General features: G+C 40.9%; 18 protein-coding genes. 16 read left to right on the top strand and 2 right to left on the bottom strand.

Annotated elements, in window-relative coordinates; translation table 11 throughout:
- Window positions 1-127: 127 nt before the first annotated feature.
- Window positions 128-1,666, bottom strand: coding sequence for a DHA2 family efflux MFS transporter permease subunit (locus ACZ427_RS17110; protein ID WP_461178100.1), 1,539 nt, complete (start codon window positions 1,664-1,666; stop codon window positions 128-130).
- The gene (locus tag ACZ427_RS17105; protein WP_461178101.1) at window positions 1,663-2,109 is read right to left on the bottom strand and encodes a MarR family winged helix-turn-helix transcriptional regulator; all 447 of its coding nucleotides are present in this window, start codon (window positions 2,107-2,109) and stop codon (window positions 1,663-1,665) included. Before ACZ427_RS17105 ends, ACZ427_RS17110 begins: the two co-directional genes overlap by 4 nt.
- A gap of 341 nt (window positions 2,110-2,450) precedes the next feature.
- Between ACZ427_RS17105 and spoIIE the strand changes: the two genes are divergently transcribed.
- From spoIIE to dusB, 16 genes are all read left to right on the top strand, one after another.
- Complete coding sequence (gene spoIIE, locus ACZ427_RS17100) at window positions 2,451-4,901, top strand: stage II sporulation protein E (RefSeq protein ID WP_461178102.1); 2,451 nt, start codon at window positions 2,451-2,453, stop codon at window positions 4,899-4,901.
- A 468-nt stretch (window positions 4,902-5,369) separates the two neighbouring features.
- On the top strand, window positions 5,370-6,107 hold the full coding sequence (locus ACZ427_RS17095) for a hypothetical protein (RefSeq protein ID WP_461178103.1): 738 nt from the start codon (window positions 5,370-5,372) through the stop codon (window positions 6,105-6,107).
- On the top strand, window positions 6,070-6,702 hold the full coding sequence (locus ACZ427_RS17090) for a protein kinase domain-containing protein (RefSeq protein WP_461178104.1): 633 nt from the start codon (window positions 6,070-6,072) through the stop codon (window positions 6,700-6,702). The genes ACZ427_RS17095 and ACZ427_RS17090 overlap by 38 nt, the downstream gene beginning before the upstream one ends.
- Complete coding sequence (locus tag ACZ427_RS17085; RefSeq protein WP_461178105.1) at window positions 6,690-6,992, top strand: hypothetical protein; 303 nt, start codon at window positions 6,690-6,692, stop codon at window positions 6,990-6,992. The genes ACZ427_RS17090 and ACZ427_RS17085 overlap by 13 nt, the downstream gene beginning before the upstream one ends.
- A gap of 59 nt (window positions 6,993-7,051) precedes the next feature.
- Window positions 7,052-8,446: a tRNA lysidine(34) synthetase TilS gene (gene tilS, locus ACZ427_RS17080; RefSeq protein ID WP_461178106.1), complete on the top strand. Its 1,395-nt coding sequence runs from the start codon at window positions 7,052-7,054 to the stop codon at window positions 8,444-8,446.
- 10 nt (window positions 8,447-8,456) lie between these two features.
- Window positions 8,457-8,999: a hypoxanthine phosphoribosyltransferase gene (hpt, locus tag ACZ427_RS17075; RefSeq protein WP_461178107.1), complete on the top strand. Its 543-nt coding sequence runs from the start codon at window positions 8,457-8,459 to the stop codon at window positions 8,997-8,999.
- Between the two features lie 177 nt (window positions 9,000-9,176).
- Window positions 9,177-11,213: an ATP-dependent zinc metalloprotease FtsH gene (ftsH, locus tag ACZ427_RS17070; RefSeq protein ID WP_461178108.1), complete on the top strand. Its 2,037-nt coding sequence runs from the start codon at window positions 9,177-9,179 to the stop codon at window positions 11,211-11,213.
- A 263-nt stretch (window positions 11,214-11,476) separates the two neighbouring features.
- Window positions 11,477-12,244, top strand: a complete 768-nt coding sequence (locus ACZ427_RS17065) for a type III pantothenate kinase (protein WP_461178109.1) — start codon at window positions 11,477-11,479, stop codon at window positions 12,242-12,244.
- A gap of 34 nt (window positions 12,245-12,278) precedes the next feature.
- On the top strand, window positions 12,279-13,148 hold the full coding sequence (hslO, locus tag ACZ427_RS17060) for an Hsp33 family molecular chaperone HslO (RefSeq protein ID WP_461178110.1): 870 nt from the start codon (window positions 12,279-12,281) through the stop codon (window positions 13,146-13,148).
- A 30-nt stretch (window positions 13,149-13,178) separates the two neighbouring features.
- Window positions 13,179-14,078, top strand: coding sequence for a peptidylprolyl isomerase (locus ACZ427_RS17055; protein ID WP_461178111.1), 900 nt, complete (start codon window positions 13,179-13,181; stop codon window positions 14,076-14,078).
- A 114-nt stretch (window positions 14,079-14,192) separates the two neighbouring features.
- On the top strand, window positions 14,193-15,119 hold the full coding sequence (cysK, locus tag ACZ427_RS17050) for a cysteine synthase A (protein ID WP_461178112.1): 927 nt from the start codon (window positions 14,193-14,195) through the stop codon (window positions 15,117-15,119).
- Between the two features lie 269 nt (window positions 15,120-15,388).
- On the top strand, window positions 15,389-16,222 hold the full coding sequence (gene folP, locus ACZ427_RS17045) for a dihydropteroate synthase (protein WP_461178113.1): 834 nt from the start codon (window positions 15,389-15,391) through the stop codon (window positions 16,220-16,222).
- Complete coding sequence (gene folB / locus ACZ427_RS17040) at window positions 16,215-16,580, top strand: dihydroneopterin aldolase (protein WP_461178114.1); 366 nt, start codon at window positions 16,215-16,217, stop codon at window positions 16,578-16,580. Before folP ends, folB begins: the two co-directional genes overlap by 8 nt.
- Window positions 16,577-17,089, top strand: a complete 513-nt coding sequence (folK, locus tag ACZ427_RS17035) for a 2-amino-4-hydroxy-6-hydroxymethyldihydropteridine diphosphokinase (RefSeq protein WP_461178115.1) — start codon at window positions 16,577-16,579, stop codon at window positions 17,087-17,089. The genes folB and folK overlap by 4 nt, the downstream gene beginning before the upstream one ends.
- On the top strand, window positions 17,059-17,304 hold the full coding sequence (locus ACZ427_RS17030) for a helix-turn-helix domain-containing protein (RefSeq protein ID WP_461178116.1): 246 nt from the start codon (window positions 17,059-17,061) through the stop codon (window positions 17,302-17,304). The genes folK and ACZ427_RS17030 overlap by 31 nt, the downstream gene beginning before the upstream one ends.
- Window positions 17,297-18,286 (top strand): tRNA dihydrouridine synthase DusB, encoded by a 990-nt coding sequence (gene dusB, locus ACZ427_RS17025; protein ID WP_461178117.1) that lies wholly within the window; start codon window positions 17,297-17,299, stop codon window positions 18,284-18,286. The genes ACZ427_RS17030 and dusB overlap by 8 nt, the downstream gene beginning before the upstream one ends.
- Window positions 18,287-18,424: the final 138 nt, after the last annotated feature.

The following is an 18,424-nucleotide window of genomic DNA, read 5'->3' as shown; positions in this document are numbered from 1 at the left end:
AGAAAATATCATACTACAGATCTCGAGTTTTTGTCAATGTTTTTTGCAAATAAGAGATTAAAAATGTTTCTATCTGCATCAACGTAAAATAGTATACTACCCCAAATTAGGGGCAGCACATTACTATCTATCTATTTCCTGCGCCTACTTCCTGCACGGCATGTACTTTTGGCTGTTCTGTATTTTGGGCCTGGCGCGTATATTCTTCCTCTTCGTCCGCGGGTTTAACCTTCTTAATAAAGAAGGATAATAGGAATCCGACGATCGCAAATGCCGTTGCAACCATAAATGAATCATTAATCCCTTCAATGGTTGCAAGGTTTTCGATATTCAGTAACTGCTGGTCAGTTGGTGTGCTGGCAGCAGGCATGAAATCAGCAACATGTTTCGCTGTCTGGCTGCTCATAACCGTTACCAGAAATGCTGTACCGATTGACCCTGACATCTGTCGCAATGTATTAGCCATTGCTGTTCCATGTGAATATAAGTTTCTTGGCAGCTGGTTTAATCCTGCTGTCATGATTGGCATCATAATCATCGATATCCCGATCATTCGTGCACTATAGGCAAACATCATATAGTAATAGCCTGTTTCATCGGTAAGGTTGGCAAATAAAAATGTTGTAAGTGCAGTAAGTCCCAGCCCTACCAATGCCAATGGTTTTGCACCAATCCGGTCAAAAAGCGCTCCGGTAATTGGTGACATAAATGCAGATATGATTGCACCAGGCAATAACAGCAACCCGGATTCCAATGGCGAAAATCCCCGGATGTTCTGTAAATAGATTGGAATTAGAATCATTGCCGCAAACAATGCCATTGTCACAACAACATTGATGATTGTCGTTAATGAGAACATATTATATTTAAACACTCTAAACTCAAGCATCGGTGTTTCCATACGAAGCTGTCTCGTAACAAAGAAGACCATGACAAGAGCACCCAAACCAAGTGGCACGAATACTTGCGGACTGCTCCAGCCCATCTCCCCGGCACTGCTGAATCCGTAAAGTAATCCACCAAATGCGAAGGTAGATAAAATAATTGATAGTATATCAACTTTCGGATTGGTTAATTTCGTTACATTTCGTAATAGGAAATACGCCAAAATGATATCAATGATTGCAATTGGCAGGACAATGTAAAATAATACACGCCACGAATAGGATTGCACAACGAGACCAGAAAGGGTGGGGCCGATTGCTGGTGCAAACATCATTGCTAATCCAATTAAACCCATTGCAGATCCGCGCTTTTCAACAGGGAATAAACTTAAAATGACATTCATTAATAATGGCATCATAATCCCTGCGCCGGCAGCTTGCACAATGCGTCCTGCAAGAAGGGACGGGAATGAAAATGATATTCCGCAAATCAGTGTCCCCAGGGCAAAAAATGACATTGCGGTCAGAAACAGATGCCTTGTTGAAAATTTCTCCATTAAAAAAGCGGTAATTGGAATCAAGATACCATTTACCAGCATAAAGATCGTCGTTAGTGATTGGGCGGCGTTTGCTGACATTCTCAGATCCACAATCATGACCGGAAGTGCCACATTCAAAAGCGTTTGGTTTAAAATAGCAACAAAAGCTCCCAAAACCATTACAAAGATAATTGGGCCTTTTGGTACTTCTGTTGCATCTACGAAGGCTGTTCTATCTTTCAATTCTTCTCATCTCCGTTTACTTTAATCTTTTCCTTTATTAACTGATGAAGTTCAAATAACTTTTCCGTATCTTCATCACTTATCTCATCTAACCTGCTGAGTCGTTTGTAAAATAACGCATGTCCTTCTCTTTCTTTTGTTTTTCCCAGTTCCGTCAGATTAAGGACGATTGCCCTTCTGTCAGCTTCAGATTGCTCTCTTTTTATATAATCTGCCTTCACCAGCCGATCGACTGTACTGCTGACAGTACTTTTGCCGATATTCATTTTTTTCGTCAGCTTCAGTAGACTCATATCAGGCTGTTCCGATAGTATTTTCATAATTTGCAGCTGTACAACAGTAACACCTAATTCATTCGCATGATGCCACATCTGTTTATAAAAAAACTTATTTACCTCACGAAAAGAGTAAATAATGTTGCTGATCTTTTCTTCCTTATCCATGTCTTATCTCCTTCGGTTACCAAAAAGTTCACAGGCGAATAGTTCGTACAAGAACAATTATATAAAATAAAAATTTGGTTTGCAATAGGTATGCTTAATAAAGAAATATTCTTATTTTTCGGCATAACCTCAGCCTATTCGGCAAAGTCATAAAGTATGCATATTTCCACATTTTACCCTTCAGGATACATATAATGAAAAAATCTCATACATCCGTTCGTGTTGAAACATGCTTGTTATCTAGAAAGCAGTCGAACGATTTATTGGATTTGCTCTGATGGTTTGACAAAAAAAAGAAGCATACTGTGGTTTAATAACAAAAAGAGGGAGGGGCTTTACTTATGGAATCAATGCCAAGAGTGGAATCAAAAACGTTTGGGGTGAACAGGTCAAACAGGATGGAGAGGATCCACAAGAGGATAACTTCTAAGACAAAAGCAATGTTACTCGACAAGGGATGGCTCTATTTTATGGTCGGGTTTTTATTGGGACGAGCTGTCATATTATCTGTCGTTTCGCCTTTTGCTGTAGCTTTTATCGCAACAATGTGGTTTGTACATAAGGAAAAAACAGCAAAAGCAATGCTGGCTGTATTTGCCGGCGCACTTACCGTTTCTGTAGGACACAGCATTTTCCTCGCACTGGCAATGCTTGTGTTTATCGTGCTTGCAGGATTGTTTAAGCATGCAAAAAATCAACAGGTTATTGTTCCGTTGGTTGTTTTCTTTTCTACGGCAGCACCGCGTTTGTTTTTGTATTCGGTTAATAATCAGCTTACCTCATATGAATGGATGCTGTTAATTGTAGAAGGGGTGTTGGGGACTGTCCTGGTATTAATATTTATGCAAAGTATCCCATTATTATCACCAAAAAGATTTAAACCCACATTAAAAAATGAGGAAATCGTCTGTATGATTATACTCATTGCCTCGATATTAACCGGAACCATCGGCTGGGAAATCTATGATGCCTCTATTGAACAAATTTTTTCGCGTTACTTTGTATTATTGCTGGCATTTGTTGGAGGTGCAGCCATTGGTTCAACCGTCGGCGTTGTAGCAGGGCTGATATTGTCTTTAGCGAATGTCGCCAATCTTTATCAAATGAGTCTTCTTGCTTTTTCCGGGCTGTTGGGAGGTCTGCTAAAAGAAGGAAAAAAACCAGGTGTAGCAGTCGGGCTGTTAGTGGGGACATTTTTGATAGGAATTTACGGAAATGCTTCTGCACTTGCTCCTTCTATTATTGAATCTTCCGTTGCAATCGTTTTCTTTTTATTAACCCCGGCAAGCCTTATTAAAGGACTGGCCCGCTATATTCCCGGGACAGAGGAGCACACAAATGAACAAGAGCAATACTTACAAAAGGTCCGGAATGTAACAGCCAAACGGGTGGAGCAATTTTCTGACGTGTTTCAGGCTCTGTCGAAAAGCTTCTCAACGACAGATACCACAAAAGAAGATGAAAGCGAGACCGAGTGGGAAACCGATTATTTTTTGAGTCAGGTGACAGAAAAGACATGTCAGACCTGTTTTATGAAGGAACGCTGCTGGCAGAAACAGTTTGATCATACGTATTCCCTGATGAGTGAGATGAAGGAGGATATAACAGACGGTTATGAGCCAAACCGCAAAGTGACCCGTGAATTTGAGAATTACTGTGTGAAACCGAAAAAAGTTGTGGGTGCAATGAAAGAGGAAATGTCATTTTTTGAAGCAAACCGTAAACTGAAGCAGCAGGTAACGGAAAGTAAACGGCTGGTTGCAGATCAGTTGCAGGGTGTGTCTGAGGTGATGGAGGATTTTGCAAAAGAAATCTTAAAGGAAAGACAACATCATGAACAGCAGGAAACACAAATTATTCATGCACTGAAACATATGGGAATTGAACTAGAGAAATTGGATATTTATCAATTGGAAAAAGGAAATGTAGATATAGAAATAACGGCGGTTTTTTATGATTACCACGGGGAAGGATCTAAATTAATTGCGCCAGTGTTGTCTGATATTTTGGATGAAATGATTATTGTAAAACAGGAGGAAATTTCCCCATTGCCACATGGTTACAGTTATCTGGCATTCGGTTCCGCTAGAGAGTTTGTTGTCGAAACTGGTGCAGCAAATGCAGCAAAAGGCGGTGGGCTGATTTCCGGTGACAGCTATACAACCATAGAGCTCGGCGCTGGTAAGTACGCAATGGCAATAAGTGATGGAATGGGAAATGGGCAACGGGCAAAGGAAGAAAGTGTGGAGACACTCCGTTTGCTCCAGCGAATTTTACAAACAGGTATTCCAGAGAAGGTTGCAATTAAATCGATCAATTCGATTCTTGCATTACGGACAACAGATGAAATGTTTGCCACATTGGATCTTGCAGTCATAGATTTGCATAATGCAGATGTACAGTTTTTGAAAATCGGTTCAACACCAAGCTTCATAAAGCGTGGAGATAAAATGCTGAAAGTGGAAGCGAGTAATTTGCCAATTGGTATTGTGCGGGAATTCGATGTTGATATTGTTAGTGATCAGCTGCTGGATGGGGACATTCTAATCATGATGAGTGATGGGATCTTTGATGGGCCGAAGCATGTGGAGAATACGGATCTATGGGTGAAAAGGAAAGTCCGTGAAATGAGTACCGAAGACCCGCAGGAAATCGCAGATCTATTATTGGAAGAAGTCATCCGGACAAGATCTGGTGCAATAATTGACGATATGACCGTACTGGTGACCAAAGTTACAAAAAATGCACCGAAATGGGCAACTGTCCCGGTTTATCAGGATAAAGCATTGTAATATCGGCGGGGTAGATATTTTATTAAACATTGCTTTTTGACACAAAAACGATAGTGCGACATAACTGTAAAAGAATGTTGATGCTGTTTTTCCCCCTACGGAAAGCAACGGTCCGAGCGGAAATCAATACAGCAGTTACGTCGCATTTTATATCAACTGCTACGTTAATGAGCGACAAATTTTCACTGAAAGGGCCTGCGAGAAAAAGGAATAATCTTGGTTCATGGCGGTTTTACTGAATAACTTTCCCGTTCTAATAACAGTTGTTTTTGAGAGCCCCCTAGTGAGCAAAAAACTCGGCATGTGTTGAGTTAAAGCTTTCAGCCCACACGACGTAGGTTTGTTCATGGCACACTTAATCGAACTACCTTTTGCTTTAAGGTGTTCCAAGGTTTCCTGAGCTATTATTATGTTTAATTTTCCCAATTTCTGTCCATGATGCTACAGAATAGTTGGGAGGTATTAGCTGTGAAAAAAGGGACACTGAAACAGATTCTACTGATTACGGACGGCTGCTCAAATAAAGGGGAAGATCCTTTAGCAACTGCGGCATTGGCGTATGAACAGGGCATTACGGTAAATGTAATTGGCATATTGGATGAGGATACAGAAGACCCACAAGGGCTGGAGGAAGTAGAAGGTGTTGCACTTTCCGGCGGTGGGGTAAGTCAGCTTGTTTATAAGCAGGCGTTATCGCAAACGGTTCAAATGGTGACAAAACAAGCAATGACACAAACACTACAGGGGTTTGTTAACAAGGAATTAAAGCAAATTTTAGGTTCAAATCAATCCCTTGAAGAACTGGAACCGGAAAAACGCGGGGAAATTATGGAAGTAGTAGAAGATATGGGCGAAACCTGTGATTTGGAAGTACTTGTCCTAGTTGATACGAGTGCAAGTATGTATGACAAACTGCCAACAGTGAAAGAGGCACTGATTGATCTTTCGATAAGTCTGAATGCACGTATTGGGCGTAATCGATTCAGCATTTTCAATTTTCCTGGAAAGCGAAAAGACACACAAAAAGTGCTGGACTGGTCGCCCAAATTGGATGCGATAGCGACGGTTTTTCCGAAACTTTCGAGTGGAGGAATCACTCCAACAGGTCCGGCAATACGTGAAGCAATGTATCAGTTTGGGAAGAAGAGCTTACGAAGGAGCTTTAGGGATGAAGATGAGCGAGGCGTGGAAGAAGCAGGGTATTGAATTAAAACCTGGAACAATTATAAAAGGGAAGTGGCATAACCAGAGCTATACGGTCCGAAAGAAGCTTGGATCTGGTGCAATTGGGGCAGTATATTTATGTGAAGTCCAAGGCAAGCCAGCTGCTCTCAAGATAAGTGAAAAAAGCGCATCAATGACGGTAGAAGTCAACGTGCTGAAGTCATTAAAGCAGGTCCAAGGAAATCGTCTTGGACCTTATTTGTTGGATGTGGACGATTGGGTTTCTCCTTATGGTGCCACTTATTCCTTCTATGTCATGGAATATTTAAATGGCAGAACAATCGCCTCTTTTATTAGTAATAATGGGAAAGAATGGATTGGTGTATTTATGCTTCAACTGCTTGATGACCTGGAGCGCCTACACCTATCCGGATGGGTTTTTGGAGACTTAAAGACGGAAAATCTTCTTGTACTTCATTCGCCTCCCAGAATTCGATGGGTGATGTTGGCGGCACAACACAAATCGGTCGCTCTGTTAAAGAATATACAGAATTTTACGACCGGGGCTATTGGGGACTTGGTTCAAGAAGAGCTGAGCCGAGCTATGATTTATTTGCATTTGTTATGGTCTTTTTAAATGTATATTACCCGAAACGGTTTGAAAAGGGATCCGATCCTGAAAAAACACTGCTGAAAAAGATTCAGGCCGTAAAAGCATTGGCACCCTATCGTAATTCGCTTCAAAAAGCTGTCCTTGGGAAGTATAAATCCAGTTCTGAAATGCGGTTTGATATCGCAAATGTTATACAACCTTCCAAGAAGCGCAGAAGGTCCAAAAAAGAGGGAAACCAGGCCCCTTTCTTTATGGAAACAGGTGGGATTGCAGTATTGGCATTGATTTACTATCTTTTTTCTCTACTTTTATAGTTGAAAAAGGTATACTAATAGAGAGTAAATGTAATTTCTAATCATGGAGATGGCATGTAATGAAACATTCTGTTACGGAATTTATAAAAAGACATCAATTATTGACAGAGAATGCAACGGTACTTGTCGGTGTTTCCGGAGGCCCGGATTCCATGGCACTTCTTCATTATCTTGTTTCCATCCGGGACTTGTTGCAGTTAAAGCTTGTAGCGGTTTCAGTGGATCATCAACTTAGGAAAGAAGAGTCAAAGGCAGATCTCAAGTTTGTGAAGCGAATGTGTGACAGATGGGATGTTCAATTCATCGGAGCGTCACTAGATGTACCTGCTTACAAGAAGAACAAGCAGGTTGGGACACAAATTGCAGCGCGTGAATTACGCTATCAGTTTTTTGCCGAACAAATGGAAAGATTTGAAGCGAGTTATCTGGCACTGGGGCATCATGGGGACGATCAGGTGGAAACGATGCTGATGGGACTTGCGCGCACTGCAACCTCAAGCTCTTTTTCAGGCATACCTGTGAGACGCCCTTTCGCAACAGGATCAATCATTCGTCCTTTCCTGCCTGTCACAAAAGAGGAAATTGAGGCTTATTGCACTAAACATCACATCACTCCCAGAATCGATCCTTCAAACAATGAAACAACATATACAAGGAATTTTTACAGGATTAACATATTACCACGACTAAAAGAAAAAAATAGCAATATACATACAACAGTACAGCATTTGAGTGAATCACTTCATGAAGATGAGCATTTCTTGCGGGCTGAAGCAGAGAAAGTCTTCGCAAATACCGTTAATTTTGCAGGTGGAGGAAGCAAATCAGCAACACTGGAAATCAATGCTTTTCATAGACAACCTCGTGCTTTACAAAGACGTGTCTTTCATCTAATATTAAATTATCTGTATGATAAAATACCTAAGGATTTATCCTATGTTCATGAAGAACAATTTTTCACGCTGCTAAATGGTGATAAAGGAAATATCAAAATCGATTTCCCTTTCGATTTAAAGTTGGAGAAGTCTTATGAGAAGCTGAAGTTCTACTTTCTCAAGCATCCCCTTGACCATACCTTTCATGAAACACTGAAAATTCCGGGACGTATTGACTTGCCGGATGGATCAGTGGTTATGGCCCGTTATATGGAGTATGATGACAAGGAAAGCCGGCATAGCTATGTTTGTAATTTAGGGCAGGTTGCATTACCATTACATATTCGAAATCGGAAACCAGGAGATCGAATGCGCTGGAAAGGCTTAGACGGCAGTAAAAAGATAAAAGACATTTTCATCGACGAAAAGATTCCAAAAGCAGAAAGAGATAAATGGCCGGTTTTAACCGATAGTAATGGAGAGATTCTCTGGCTGATTGGGTTGAAAAAGGGACAACCTTTAAGTCAGACACAGGGAAGCTCCACTATTCAAATATATTATGAAAATAGAGACGTGTAGGAGGACAAACATGCATAATGATATTAAGGAAATATTAATATCTGAAGAAGAAATAAATGAAAAATGTAAGGAGCTTGGCAGGCAGCTTGCTGAAGAGTATGATGGGAAATTCCCATTAGCTATCGGTGTCCTGAAAGGGGCAATGCCATTTATGTCAGACATCCTGCGCCGTACTGAAATACATTTGGAAATGGACTTCATGGATGTATCTAGCTATGGCAGCGGCACACGATCTTCAGGAGAAGTGAAAATCGAAAAGGATCTTAATACAAAGGTGGAAGGCCGTGATTTGTTAATAATCGAGGATATTATTGACAGTGGCTTGACATTAAGCTATCTGGTTGATTTATTTAAATACCGTAAGGCAAACTCGATCAAGATTGTGACATTACTTAATAAACCATCTGGAAGATCAGCGGCTATAGAAGCAGACCTGATTGGGTTTGAAGTTCCTGATGAATTTGTGGTAGGGTATGGTCTCGATTACGATGAGAAATATCGTAACCTGTCATATATCGGAGTATTAAAACCTGAAGTATATGGGGCAGAATAAAATAGTGATGATTCGTCCGTGGAAAGCGAGTATATTTCACGTTGTGGATCCCATGTAAAACAACAATCGAAAACCCCAAAAAAGTAATTGGTTAAATAAGGTTAAATTAGTTGTATAATAACTTTTTCATATGGTACGATGTTATATAGTTTTTCCCCGCTTGGGAGGAGGTAGGCAATGAGCCGGATATTTCGGAATGTGTTTTTTTGGATACTTATATTTTTAATAATCATAGGGATTATTGGAGTATTTCAAGGACAAAATGAAGAGACACAACAATTCAACGTACAGGAATTTTACGATGCTTTAAATAATGGTGAGATCGAAGAGATGACTTACCAGCCAGTAAATAATGTTATCCGTTTTACAGGAACGCTAGTCGATGGTGGCCAGCAGTTTACTGCACAGGTACCGGATAATACAGAAATTATTGCGTCCATCACAGAACAGGCTACGGAGCAAAGTGTGCTTAACATAGAGCAAGAGGAACAGCCAAGTGCATTTATGAGCTTTTTAACCATGATGCTTCCGTTTCTAATTATAGGTTTAATCTTCTTCTTTATACTTAGTCGTGCCCAAGGTGGCGGTGGCGGCGGTGGCCGTGTCATGAACTTTGGTAAAAGTAAGGCGAAAATGTATACAGAAGATAAGAAAAAAGTCCGCTTTAAAGATGTTGCGGGTGCAGATGAAGAAAAACAAGAACTTGTTGAAGTTGTTGAATTTCTGAAAGACCCACGTAAATTCGCAGCAGTAGGTGCACGTATTCCTAAAGGGGTACTTCTTGTGGGTCCTCCTGGTACAGGTAAGACCTTGCTTGCACGTGCCGTTGCAGGTGAAGCTGGCACACCATTCTTCTCTATCAGTGGTTCAGACTTTGTGGAGATGTTTGTTGGTGTTGGTGCTTCCCGTGTACGTGACCTATTTGAAAACGCGAAGAAAAACTCACCATGTATCATTTTCATCGATGAAATCGATGCAGTTGGCCGGCAGCGTGGTGCAGGCCTTGGCGGTGGACATGATGAGCGTGAACAAACGTTAAACCAGCTACTTGTTGAAATGGATGGTTTTGGTGCAAACGAAGGTATCATTCTTATCGCTGCAACAAACCGTGCGGATATTCTTGACCCTGCATTACTCCGTCCGGGACGTTTTGACCGTCAAATCATGGTAGATCGTCCTGACGTAAACGGACGTCGAGATGTGTTAAAAGTTCATGCCAGAAACAAGCCAATGGATGAGACAGTTGATTTTAAAACCATTGCAATGCGTACACCAGGATTTTCCGGTGCGGATTTGGAAAACCTGTTAAATGAAGCAGCTCTCGTCGCGGCCAGGGCTGATCGTAAGAAAATCAGCATGATTGATGTTGATGAAGCGATTGATCGTGTGATTGCAGGACCTGCTAAGAAAAGCAGGGTCATTTCGAAAAAAGAACGGGATATTGTAGCACACCATGAAAGTGGACATACCATTATCGGGATGGTACTTGATGATGCAGACATGGTGCATAAGGTTACCATTGTCCCTCGTGGTCAGGCAGGCGGTTATGCTGTCATGCTACCGAGAGAAGATCGTTACTTTATGACAAAACCGGAGTTGTTTGATAAGATCACTGGACTGCTCGGTGGACGTGTGGCGGAAGAAATCATGTTCGGGGAAGTAAGTACAGGCGCTGCGAATGACTTCCAGCGTGCAACATCAATTGCCCGTAAAATGATTACTGAATTTGGTATGAGTGATAAGATTGGTCCGCTTCAATTTACCAGCGGTGGCGGTAATGACGTCTTCCTTGGCCGGGATATTGGAAATGACCAGAACTACAGTGATCAAATCGCACATGATATTGATCAAGAGATGCAAAACTTTATTAATTATTGTTACGACCGGGCGAAAACAATTCTAACCGAGAACAAAGATAAGCTTGAGCTTGTAGCAAAAACCCTTCTTGAGGTCGAAACATTGGATGCTAAACAAATCCGATCATTATTTGATCATGGTATACTTCCTGAACCGGAAGAAGATGATGAATCAAATGAAGATGTAAGAGTAAACATCCAATCAAAAGAAGCGGAAGAAAAAGAACGGAATACAGAAGAATCATCCCAAGAGGAAAAACCAGAAGAGCCAAAAGAACCAACAATGTCTGAGGAAGAAAAAAAGAAACAAATCACTACAGACAATAAGCCTTCTGCTGATGATGATAAAAAAGAATAATATGCAAGCAGCTGCCTAGGAAAGGTAAGCTGCTTTTCTTTTGATAGGAAAAAGTGTGAAACATCTTCCTCAAGCCAGGTTATTTAACGTTTTCCCTGTTGGTTCATCTAAATTCTAATACAAATCAAAGTATGGTATATTAAAAAAAGAAAAACTACTTCAATCAGTCAGGCTTTTATATAAGCTAAAGAGCAACAAAATTCACGAAAAGAGACTATAATAAAAAAGAAGCTGCTGCTAACAGAGGAAGGTATGGTAAGCAAATGTTGTTTGTACTTGATGTTGGGAATACGAATACAGTACTTGGTGTATTTGAACAGGATATATTGAAACATCAATGGCGGATCAAGACAGACCGGTATAAAACGGAAGATGAATTCGGGATGCTGATCCATTCACTGTTTGATTATAAAGGAATTACGTTTTCAGATATACACGGGGTGATAATCTCCTCGGTGGTTCCACCAATTATGTTTGCATTGGAAAAAATGGCTAAAAATTATTTTCACCTGGATCCATTAATCATTGGAAAAGAAAATGTACAATCATCTTTGAAAATGGCCTATCCTAACCCTGGAGAAATTGGGGCAGACCGGATTGTCAATGCGGTAGCAGGCATTAAGGAATATGGTGCTCCGCTTATTATCATTGATTTTGGTACAGCCACAACGTTTTGTTATATTAACGAAAGTGAAGAATACTATGGAGGAATCATCGCCCCTGGGATTAATATATCGATGGAGGCCCTCTACAGTAAAGCATCAAAGCTTCCCAAAATTGAAATTCAGGCACCGGAAAATGTGCTTGGGGCGTCCACGGTAGAGGCCATGCAATCCGGTGTTTTTTACGGCTATGTCGGACAGGTTGACAGTATTGTAAACCGTATAAAAGGACAGATGGATAAATCCCCTAAAGTTATTGCAACAGGGGGGCATTCTACGTTAATCGCCGATGAATCAGAAACCATTGATTATGTCGATTCTTTTTTAACACTAAAAGGGTTGTACATCATTTACCAAAGTAATACGTGAGATATATTTTTACATCATCAAAGGAGTTGTTATCATGGAAGATTATTTAATCAAAGCCACAACATATAAAGGTTTGGTCCGGGCGTATGCAGCATCAACAACACAAACAGTAGAAGAAGCCCGGAGAAGACAGGACACCTGGGCGACTGCATCAGCTGCTTTAGGACGGACACTTACCATTACAGCAATGATGGGTGCAATGCATAAAGGTGATGATACCATCACAGTAAAGGTACAGGGAAACGGTCCGATGGGTGCGATCATTACAGATGGGAACGCAAATGGCCACGTCCGAGGCTATGTAGGCAACGCGCATGTTGATTTCGACTTAAATGAAAAAGGTAAATTGGATGTTGCCCGTGCTGTTGGTACCCAAGGAAGTATTAGTGTGACAAAGGATTTGGGGTTAAAAGATTATTTTACGGGAGAGGTTCCGATTGTTTCAGGGGAAATTAGTGAGGATTTCACCTATTATTTTGCTAACTCTGAGCAGATCCCTTCTGCTGTAGGTGCAGGCGTCCTGGTTAATCCTGATCATACGATTCTTTCTGCAGGCGGATTTATTGTTCAAGTAATGCCAGGGGTAGATGAAGAAGTCATTACACAACTGGAAGAACAAATTCAATCATTTCCTCCGATTTCTTCCCTGATTCGTGAAGGAAAATCACCGGAAGAGATTTTGCATCGTCTGTTTGGAGAAGAAGAGGTAAAAATACACGAGAAAATGCCATTGGAATTCCGTTGTAAATGCTCAAAAGAACGGATTGCACAGGCAATTTCCGGATTGGGAACAGAGGAAGTCCAGGACATGATTGATGAAGACCACGGGGCAGAAGCAAGCTGCCATTTTTGCAATGAGACTTACCATTTTACAGAAAAGGAACTTGAAGCCTTAAAGCAATAGAACACTTACACAGGGGGAAGGAAGTCATCCATGTCGAAAAAGTTAACGCTTGGCGTAATCGTGGTGCTTGCCATCACGAATATTGCCACATTGTTTCTCTGGAACAATGAATCCACTGGTAATGGAGATGGCGGAGGAAATATTAATACAAGAGAACCAGTAGCTACCATTGATGGAGAAGAGATTTCCTATACAGATTGGGTGCAGTCTTTACGTAGTACACATGGTGAAAGTCGATTAAAAACAATGATTGACCGGTCGGTTGTAAAGCAGTTGGCAGAAGAAAAAAATATAGAAGTTAGTGAAAAGGTTATTAACAGGGAAGTAGCGTTGCTAACATCGATGCAGGGACCCATGTCAGAAGAAACCTTTGCTGAAAAGGAAGAAGGCTGGCGTGAGGATATTCGCTACCGTTATCAGTTGGAACAGCTTTTGACGGAGGAGGAGTCTATTCCGGAAGAAGAAGTGCAAAACTATTATGACGAATATGGCAACCAATACAATTTTTCATCATCGATGCAGCTCTCCCATATTATTGTAGATAACATGGATACAGCTGAAAAGGTGTGGGATGAACTAAATGACGGAGCAACCTTTGAACTGCTGGCACAGGAATATTCTATTGATGAAGAAACACAACAGGATGGGGGATATCTTGGTTTCATTAATAGAGACAGCCAATTTTTTCCCGGAGGCTATGAAGAAATAGCAAATGATATGGAGGAACATTCCTATAGTGAGCCATTTAGAGCAGATTCCGGTGGTGCGGCTATTCTCTATGTTCACCGCAAACTACCGGAAATTGAATTCACCTATGATGAGATAAAGCCATACGTCCAAAGCGAGCTGGCACTGAATGAAATGGATCAGTCACTTACAGCAAGTCCATTATGGGAAGAGTTAGATATCGAATGGATTTTTGAAGAATAAATGAATGTCGAAATATCACTACCTTTTTTCTAGGATTTTAGTTGACATTTTTAGGAGAAAGCAGTACATTAGTAATAAATCATATCAAATAACTAGGAATTGGGAGGAAATTTTATGAGAGTTGCTAATAATATTGCAGGTTTGATTGGGGAAACTCCAATTGTAAAATTAAATGGATCTACAGATGAAAATAGTGCAGATATTTATTTAAAATTAGAGTTTATGAACCCCGGCAGTTCAGTAAAAGACCGTATCGCTTTAGCAATGATCGAAGCAGCGGAAAAGGATGGCTCCCTAAAAGAAGGCGACACGATCATTGAACCAACAAGCGGGAATACTGGTATTGGGCTAGCGATGGTTGCTACAGCAAAAGGGTATAAAACTGTCTTGGTAATGCCTGATACAATGAGTAAAGAACGCCGCAACCTGCTTCGTGCATATGGTGCAGAGCTGGTGTTGACACCAGGCGCAGAAGCGATGAAAGGTGCAATTGCCAAAGCGGAGGAATTACAAAAAGAAAACGGTTATTTCATGCCACAGCAATTTAACAATGAAGCAAATCCGGAAGTCCATGCCCGTACAACAGGGAAAGAAATTGTTGAACAAATGAGTGATGGACTGGACGCATTTATTTCTGGAATCGGGACAGGTGGAACAATCACTGGTGCAGGTAAAGTTTTGAAAGATAACTTTGACGGAGTAAAACTTTACGCTGTAGAACCGGAGGATTCCGATGTGTTATCAGGCGGAACCCCTGGGCCGCATAAGATTCAGGGAATTGGTGCAGGTTTCGTTCCAAAAGTTTTAGATACCGAACTTTATGATGAAGTAGTTCGAGTATCAAATGATGAAGCGTACGCTGCCGCTCGTGAAGTTGCAACAACAAACGGGATTCTGGGTGGAGTATCTTCCGGAGCAGCAGTTTCTGCAGCGAAAAAGGTTGCGAAACAATTAGGCGCAGGCAAAAAAGTCCTGGCTATTCTACCTGATAACGGGGAACGTTATTTATCAACACCGCTATATCAATTTGATAATGAATAATTGAAAAGAAGTTATAATAAGGCAGGCATCGGTAACACAAGATGTCTGCCTTTTTCTATTTTAAAAAGGGAACTGGTAAAATGTTTAAGCCCTCATACTTGGCCGAAAGAACTGCATCAGTCAGTAATAAAACGAGCTGTCCAGCTGTTATGTCGAGCAGTTCCACACCAAGGCAGAACGACAGCTTCACGTGAAGCCAAGTTTTTTAAATTGTGATAAGCTAGTTATTAAATAATGTATACATATCAGAAAGCGAGTTGTTCAATTAAATGTTCTTAAAAACACCGACAAAATCATTCAATTTATTGGAACGTACATATATTATGGGAATCTTAAACGTGACCCCGGATTCTTTTTCAGACGGGGGGAAATATACAACGACTGAAGCGGCCGTAAAGCGGGCACTGGAAATGGTAGAACAAGGAGCTGATATAATCGACATCGGCGGGGAATCAACACGTCCTGGTCATAAACCTGTCTCAGAGCAGGAAGAGATAGAACGAGTTGTTCCGATGATTAAGGCAGTAAAGAAACATATAAATGTGCCCATTTCTATTGATACATTCAAATCGGAAACAGCAAGACAGGCAGTAAGGGCCGGTGCTGATATTATCAACGATATCTGGGGAGCGAAGAAAGACACAGGAATTGCAAAAGTCGCAGCAGAATACGATGTCCCGATTATTTTAATGCATAACCGCACAGATATGAATTACACTTCCTTAATCGATGATATAAAGAATGATTTAAACGAAAGTATTAATATTGCTCTGAAAGCTGGAGTGAAAAAAGAAAATATTATTTTGGATCCAGGTGTTGGTTTTGCTAAAACAGCAAAAGATAATATGGTAGTCATGAATAAATTGGAACAATTAGTGGGTTTAGGCTATCCTTTCTTGCTTGCCGCATCCCGCAAACGGTTTATCGGGGAAGTGCTGGATCTCCCGGCAGAAGAACGGGATAATGGCACTGGAGCTACCACTTGCCTGGGAATTGTTAAAGGCGCCCAAATCGTTCGCGTTCATAATGTGAAAGCAAATGCAGAACTTGCAAAAATGACAGATGCCATGCTACGTGTGGAAGGTGGAAATGAAAATGGATAAAATTCTGTTGAATAACATGGGGTTTTATGGATACCACGGGTTGTTTCCAGAAGAGAATAAACTCGGTCAACGATTTAATGTAGATATAGAACTTTTCCTCGATGTAAAAAAATCTGGACAATCAGATGATATGAATGATTCGATTGATTATGGACAGGTCTATGAGCTTGTAAAAGAGATTGTAGAGGGAAAAGCAAAAAATCTGATTGAAGCAGTTGCTGAAACTATTGCAGCCAGGTTGTTGGCAGACTTTGAGCTTTTAATTGCCTGCAATGTAAAGGTGATAAAGCCGGATCCTCCAATTCCGGGCCATTATGAATCGGTAGCTGTTGAAATATATAGGGAGAAATCGAAATGAATAAAGCATACCTGGCATTAGGAACAAATATTGAGCCAAGAGAGGCACATCTGAATCAGGCGTTGGAATTATTGAACAACCTTTCTACTGTTACTGTGGTGAAAAAATCATCCATTTATGAAACAGCTCCAGTTGGTTTTACAGATCAGGCCGACTTTTTAAATATGGTCATTGAAGTAGATACCTCAGTTTCTTCCCTGGAGTTATTGGACAGCTGCCAACAAATCGAGCAGGATTTGGGGAGAAGAAGGGAAATCAGATGGGGTCCAAGAACGATAGACCTTGACATTTTGCTGTATAATCAAGAAAATAGTAAAATGGAAAGATTAATGATACCACACCCAAGAATGCATGAACGCGCATTTGTGCTTATTCCATTATACGAAATTGCACCACGCGTAATGATACCGGGACGGGATAAGCGCATCGTGGATTTTATAGATAGACTTCCAGAAACAGACATAAAGGATGTAAAGAAATGGACCAACAGCGAGTCGGCAGAAGGATAAAAGGTTTTCGTAAGTTAAAGGGTTATACACAAACGGAATTTGCAGATACATTGAATGTTTCCGTTTCGGTAATTGGTGGTGCAGAACGAGGCACCAGAAAATTAACCGATGAATTATTGGAGAAGATTGCAGCAGCTTTAACGATAAAGAAGGAAGATTTGACCCTGGCAGAAGTTCAGGAAAATGAAAGAGAAGGAGGAAGCACTCATGTATAAAATTGGCGATATTACAATCCCGAATCGTGTTGCTTTAGCGCCAATGGCCGGCGTCAGTAACTATGCATTCCGACTGACAGTCAAAGAATTCGGAGCAGGACTGATTACTGCTGAGATGGTCAGTGACAAAGGAATTGTCAATAAAAACAAGAAATCAATGAAAATGCTTTATATTGATGAAGAAGAAATGCCGATGAGCCTGCAGATTTTTGGCGGGGAAAGAGAATCACTTGTTGAGGCTGCACAGTATGTGGACCAGAATAGCAATGCGGAAATTATCGATATCAATATGGGATGCCCGGCACCAAAGGTTACAAAAGTTGAAGCAGGTGCACGCTGGCTGCTTGACCCGGATAAAATCTACCGGATGGTGAAGGCGGTAGTGGAGAATGTGGAGAAGCCTGTTACGGTCAAGATGCGCACAGGATGGGATGAAAATCACATTTACGCAGTTGATAATGCAAAAGCAATTGAGGCTGCCGGTGCAGAGGCAATAGGTATCCATGGCAGAACGAGAAAGCAGATGTATGAGGGATATGCAGATTGGGATATTATTAAACAGGTGAAAGACGCCGTAAATATTCCTGTTATCGGGAATGGAGATATCGACAGTCCGCAAGTTGCTAAAAAACGCCTGGACGAAACGGGTGTGGATGCTGTAATGATTGGACGTGCAGCACTGGGGAATCCGTGGATTATATATCAAACCGTTAAATACTTGGAAACGGGAGAGTTGATTGAAAGTCCATCACCAAATGATAAAATAGAGGTATGTATGCTTCACATGGAGCGTTTAATTCAGATTAAAGGTGAAAAAGTGGCCATCATGGAAATGCGAAAACATGCAGCGTGGTATTTAAAGGGTCTAAAAGGAAACGGCGGAGTAAGGAAACAGATCAATCACGCAGAAACTCGCGAGCAATTAGTAGAGATTTTGTATACGTATGCCAATGAATTGGAAGCAGCAATGCGCGTTTCGTAAGAGTTTTAAATGTATGGAAATCTGCCGGCAGGATGCTGGCAGGTTTTTATACGTTTTACTATCGCCAAAAGGAAAGAAACGTGAAAGAAATGATTTTTTTCTATATACTACACTTACATATAACTATGACTGGAGTGA

The sequence above is a fragment of the Virgibacillus ainsalahensis genome, assembly GCF_055380755.1.
Note: the sequence above shows the minus strand (reverse complement) of the source record. Positions and strands in the feature narration are given on the sequence as shown.